This is a genomic window from Bacillus sp. 7884-1 (genome assembly GCF_002272245.1).
Taxonomy (GTDB): Bacteria; Bacillota; Bacilli; order Bacillales; family Cytobacillaceae; genus Neobacillus.
This window is the reverse complement of record NZ_NPDD01000276.1, coordinates 1-4,740: the sequence shown is the minus strand read 5'-3', so window position 1 is coordinate 4,740 and position 4,740 is coordinate 1. Positions and strand designations below refer to the sequence as shown.

4 protein-coding genes are annotated in these 4,740 nt (G+C 36.7%); all 4 read right to left on the bottom strand.

The window, feature by feature from the left end; genetic code table 11:
- Positions 1 to 691: 691 nt before the first annotated feature.
- Positions 692 to 1,108 carry a VOC family protein gene (locus CHI06_RS27685; RefSeq protein ID WP_095251858.1) on the bottom strand — a complete coding sequence of 139 codons (417 nt, stop codon included), beginning with the start codon at positions 1,106 to 1,108 and terminating at the stop codon, positions 692 to 694.
- Positions 1,109 to 1,455: 347 nt separating this feature from the next.
- Positions 1,456 to 2,541 (bottom strand): DUF3626 domain-containing protein, encoded by a 1,086-nt coding sequence (locus tag CHI06_RS27680; RefSeq protein ID WP_095251857.1) that lies wholly within the window; start codon positions 2,539 to 2,541, stop codon positions 1,456 to 1,458.
- A 189-nt stretch (positions 2,542 to 2,730) separates the two neighbouring features.
- On the bottom strand, positions 2,731 to 3,648 hold the full coding sequence (locus tag CHI06_RS27675; RefSeq protein WP_095251856.1) for a Nif3-like dinuclear metal center hexameric protein: 918 nt from the start codon (positions 3,646 to 3,648) through the stop codon (positions 2,731 to 2,733).
- A gap of 344 nt (positions 3,649 to 3,992) precedes the next feature.
- On the bottom strand, positions 3,993 to 4,502 hold the full coding sequence (locus CHI06_RS27670) for a tetratricopeptide repeat protein (protein WP_095251855.1): 510 nt from the start codon (positions 4,500 to 4,502) through the stop codon (positions 3,993 to 3,995).
- Between the last annotated feature and the right edge of the window lie 238 nt (positions 4,503 to 4,740).

Below are 4,740 nucleotides of genomic sequence, written 5' to 3'. Positions count from 1 at the left end.
TAGTTGGTAGTGTAACTGCACTACCATGAAAATTAACTTCTGATAAATCCGAAAAGTGGCAAAACGTAATTTCCACTTTATCGATTTCAATAAATAAATCAACTACTATTTAATTATTTTTCTTTTTCTAATATTTCCCGTTTATCTTTTTTCTTAATTCATGTATTAAAACCATTTTTTCTTTCTTCTTTACTCATAATTATGCTCTCTTTTTATCTAAACATTAATATTGATATCTAACTATTTAACAACATTTTAAAATTTTCTTATTGAAATTAACTGATCCGTTAGCTTAATATACAAAAAGCCACCATTGGCAGCTCAATCTTCAAGAAATGCACCCCTTAGTAAATTTAACATCACTTTTCTTGATCGTTATTTTTGGTTCGTTTTAAAAGTCGATATACCCCAAAAACAATTCCCACAAGAATTACTACCCAAAAAACAATTGGAAAAATAGCACCAAACGTTTCCATTTAACTTCATTCCTTTCCTCTATATCTCTTTATTTCTATACTTTTTCACTGAAGTCCTCCTTCCACTATACTGCTTCGTTAGTGGAACAAGAAAAAAAGGATGCCGCAGCACCCCATCTTCAACTCTTGCACCCTTTAGTTTATGTACATTCTAGTAAAAGCAATGATGCATTTGAAGCTAGTGAATACCAAGATGCCGAATGCTAAGGCATGGTTCAGGCTTTTCTGGTCAAGCTCAGAACATCTAAATAGTGCTGATTATACATAATACCTAGGATGTTCCCAAAGGGATCGATAACGGAAGCAGTGATGAACCCCTCACCTCGCTCTGTAGGTGCTTCGTACTCTTTTGCTCCCATAGATAGCAGCTTCTTGAAAGTAGATGTCACATCGTCGACGTGCCAGTACACGACAGCACCAGCCGGACTAGTCACTGAACCATCTGGCGCGTAACGGCTATCAATCAATCCCAGCTCGTGCTGGTAGTCACCGAGGCGAAACTCGGCATATCCTGGACGTTCGAAGTATGGATCAATACCCAATAGCTCGGCGTACCACTTTTTTGCCCCTGCTAGATCAGCTGCCCAAAAACTGACTGTGGAAAGTCCTCGTAATGTCACTATGTCGCTCATAATAATCGATTTCCTCCTTAATGTTGAGTAAGTAACTATACTCTTAAAATAGGGGTCGATTCCTAGTTGATGTTTATATACTTATTGTAAACGATTAACGTAATTAATACGGTAATCGTTAGAAAAAATTTTTGTAATTATTCTGTGCGTAGAATACGTATATTGTTCCAGTCCTACCAAACTACGCAACAGTTTTTATTCAACTATCCTGCCACGTTACTTGAAGAAGAAAAAAGCATTACCGGTGTTCCAGTAATGCCCCCTATAGTTTAAGTACAATATTTCACAATGTCCTTGTTGAATCAGAAAAAAGGTGACCTTCATCTTGAAGAATCACCCCCGTTCGTTCAACTACGAAATGGCTTTCCATACCTTACTAAAATGTGCCACAAAAGCTTTAATTCTTGAAGTACCTCCTTATAAGTTCCTCGATCGCTCCAAGATGCTGGATTACGTTTCAAGTCATTTACAGCAGATCCAATTATGCTCGCATCGATAAATTTATTTTGTTCAATACGTTTTGCTAAGGAGGGCATAGAGGGACCCCTAAAATCAGAAGGAACTTCGTCTACGGTAAGTGTAAAGCCCCTGTGCCAATACAGATCAATGGAATACTTAAGGCATAGTTGTTCTAAGGTTCTCCCTACATAAGTTTCCTTGAATGAAGGATCTGCAACAAGCAATTCCACGTCTTCTTCAAGTGAAATATCGCCATGAATCTGAGCTTCAATATAGTGATTAAGGTTGCGGTTTGGCTCTTTGGTTGCTGGGTCAGTAAACGGTTTTTCAAGTATAAAAAGTAAATGTTTGATTAAACTTGCAGGCGTAAGATTTCTTTCGCCAATTGCAAAATCTCTTAAGAACGCCTCTTCCAAGAGTGCAGCCAAAATGAAGTCAAACTCTTTATAGGTACCCTTTTCTTTTGGGTCTTGATGCGAATCTAAATACGTATAGGTGGATCGATATGAGACCTTGGGGGATAGAAGAAAATAGCATGATCCAAAACGTGGAGCAGGTCCATCTGGGTGCAACATCAAATTTAGTGCACCATATTTAGGACGCTCGTTATTAGTTGTGCCCTCTAGTTGATATGCACCACAAAAAATTCTCTCCTCCCAAAGGTCGCGTTCACCACCAGGATTAGCGGATAAGCTGCCATTAGATATTAATGTTTCAAATTGGCTCTTATATATTCCATGCTCTAGCAGTGCTGCAGCAACACTTTTCATAGTTGAATCTGGTCTATCTGGATGAAAATGTAATCCGATCTTTGCATGAGCCTTTATTTTATCGACAGCATTTTCAAAAATTTTATCCGAGATATTTGACATTTTAAGTATGTGATTTATGATTTCTTTAGCTTCATGTCTATGGTTCCTTGCATACTTTGTAATATTATCTAAAGCCAATAATTGGGACCTTGATAATTCCATGTATAGATGAATCTCTCCTTTTACCGTATTAAACCTATTAATTCAGCAAAAGTTTCTCTTTTCCTTCTTCAATAAATCTGATCCTGTAGTTCAAGAAGAAAAAAATGGCTGCCGCAGCAGCCCTATATATTGAACTCAAGCACTCGTTAGCTAAATAAAGTCCTTAGCTTAAACACTTTTCCACATTGTTTATAACCACCATTTTTCCTGTGGAATTAATACCGTTTTAATATCAAAGTTATTTTCAAACCAATCTTTCATCAATGTTTTATGTACAAGATATTCCGAAGCAGAGTGGGAAACACCTATAAGCGACATTGATGTTTTTGATGCATACTCTATCATTTCCTTGTATCGTTGTTTTCCATAATCGTTACCAATATGGCAATGGACTTCACCTGTAATATATGCTTGAACGCCATTTCTCTCTGCTTCCTTCATCCAATCAACTTTATCTCCACAACCAGCAACAATTGCTATCCTTTGAATTTCATTTAGATTTTTACCTTCAAAATCAACATAGGGAACTTCAAAAATACCTTTCAATGTTGAAACTAATTCATCAGTGTTTGTTTTTTCGATATTACATACTAGTAAAAAATCATTATTACTTTCATTTAATAATTCTCTCTCAATAATTCCAGTTTTTAATGCTCTGGCAATCGCAACATTTGTGCCTAATTTTTTATGACAATCCATAGGTATGTGGCAGGTGTAAATAGATAGTTTTTTCTTTTTCATTTGCCAAATGTATTTTTCTTTAATGGGAAGAAATCCTTGTCCCCATTTACCTTTAGGGTCTCCACATTCCATAAACAAGGGATGATGCATAAACAATAAATCTCCCTCGTTACCTTCTTCTAGAAACCTTTCCAAGACATATTCATTTGGAAAAACAGCCAAAAAAACTCTTTCAACTTTTGAAGCACCTCTTAACATTAGACCATTAAAAAGTTCAACAAATTCCTTTTCAAAAGCAAATTTCCAATCAAATCCTAAAGGGTCATATGCATTAGGTATAAATCGACTAAACGAAGGATCTTTTCCAAAAGCTTTTATTTCGAATTCGATGTCTAATTTACTAACTAGTTCTTTAAGTTCTGTCAAAATCAGCCATCCTCTCATAACAATTTCTATTTTTTCAATTATACACCTAATCAACCAGTAATTGGGGTATTCTTCTTCAACTAAACTGCCCCTTTAGCTTAACAAGAACTGCCGTTTCAATTTCGTTAATCCGGTTAATAATTTTATTATCTAGAGCATGGGAAATGTATGAAGCTGATAAAAGAATTGAAGGCTTTTCGCCACAGACACCCGATTGTTGAACAAAAGAATAAAATTTTTATCTTTAATTAACTTGACAGTTAGTGGAACAAGGAAATGTAGATTAATAAACAGTTTCTTCCGTATTTTACATAAAAAAAGCCATCGTAGTTTTGTTGACTTTATCATTTCTTAGTTTCATCAAGGTGTTGCGAATAGTATACAATACCGCGTTTAAAATACTGAAGCTTTTCGTCAGAGGTTGTCTCCATCAAATTGGTCAAAAGGATTTCTATCGCTTCCTTGTAACCCTGCGTATTATACAGGGCGATCGCGAGATGTACTTGGAGGGCCCGGTTTTGAGGAAATTCTTTTACACCTCGACGTAATGTTTCCTCAGCTTGATAATAATACCCTAAACAACGATAAGTGCTCCCCAAGCCAAGTAAGGCTCTTTCAAGATCTGATTCAGAAAGCCCCAGCTCAAGAGCCCGCACGTAGAAAGGAATAGTCTCTATCTCTAATCCGGAATTGTCAAGAGCCACTGCTGTCTGGAAATTGACCTCGGCGTCATCTGGGTAGGCTGCTACCAAGTCTAAAAGGAGCGTTCGGGCTTCCTCCAAAATAGCTGGATCTTGCTTGGCCCGTCCATCTTCACGTAGTATAATAGCTTCTGCCAAACGTTCTCGCATCATTTGCTTTCAACACCTTTCTTGGCTTGCTTGTATTCTCTTATCCTAATCGTGTGTGAAAATAGGTTGTATAAACCGACAAAATGATACTGGGGAATATCCATCCGATCTTGACACACGTATTCTACATTAATTTTCCAGATACTCATTGTCAAATAGACCATTGCTTGTACTGGTGGTGTTGAGCAAAAAAAAATGCACTATTAAACTAACCTGCCCGTTCGTATTATAAGGTCACCAG

Bases quoted from the DNA above. Each gene is read 5' to 3' on its own strand.
- CHI06_RS27685 (WP_095251858.1), bottom strand. From the start codon at position 1,108: ATGAGCGACATAGTGACATTACGAGGACTTTCCACAGTCAGTTTTTGG.
- CHI06_RS27680 (WP_095251857.1), bottom strand. From the start codon at position 2,541: ATGGAATTATCAAGGTCCCAATTATTGGCTTTAGATAATATTACAAAG.
- CHI06_RS27670 (WP_095251855.1), bottom strand. From the start codon at position 4,502: ATGATGCGAGAACGTTTGGCAGAAGCTATTATACTACGTGAAGATGGA.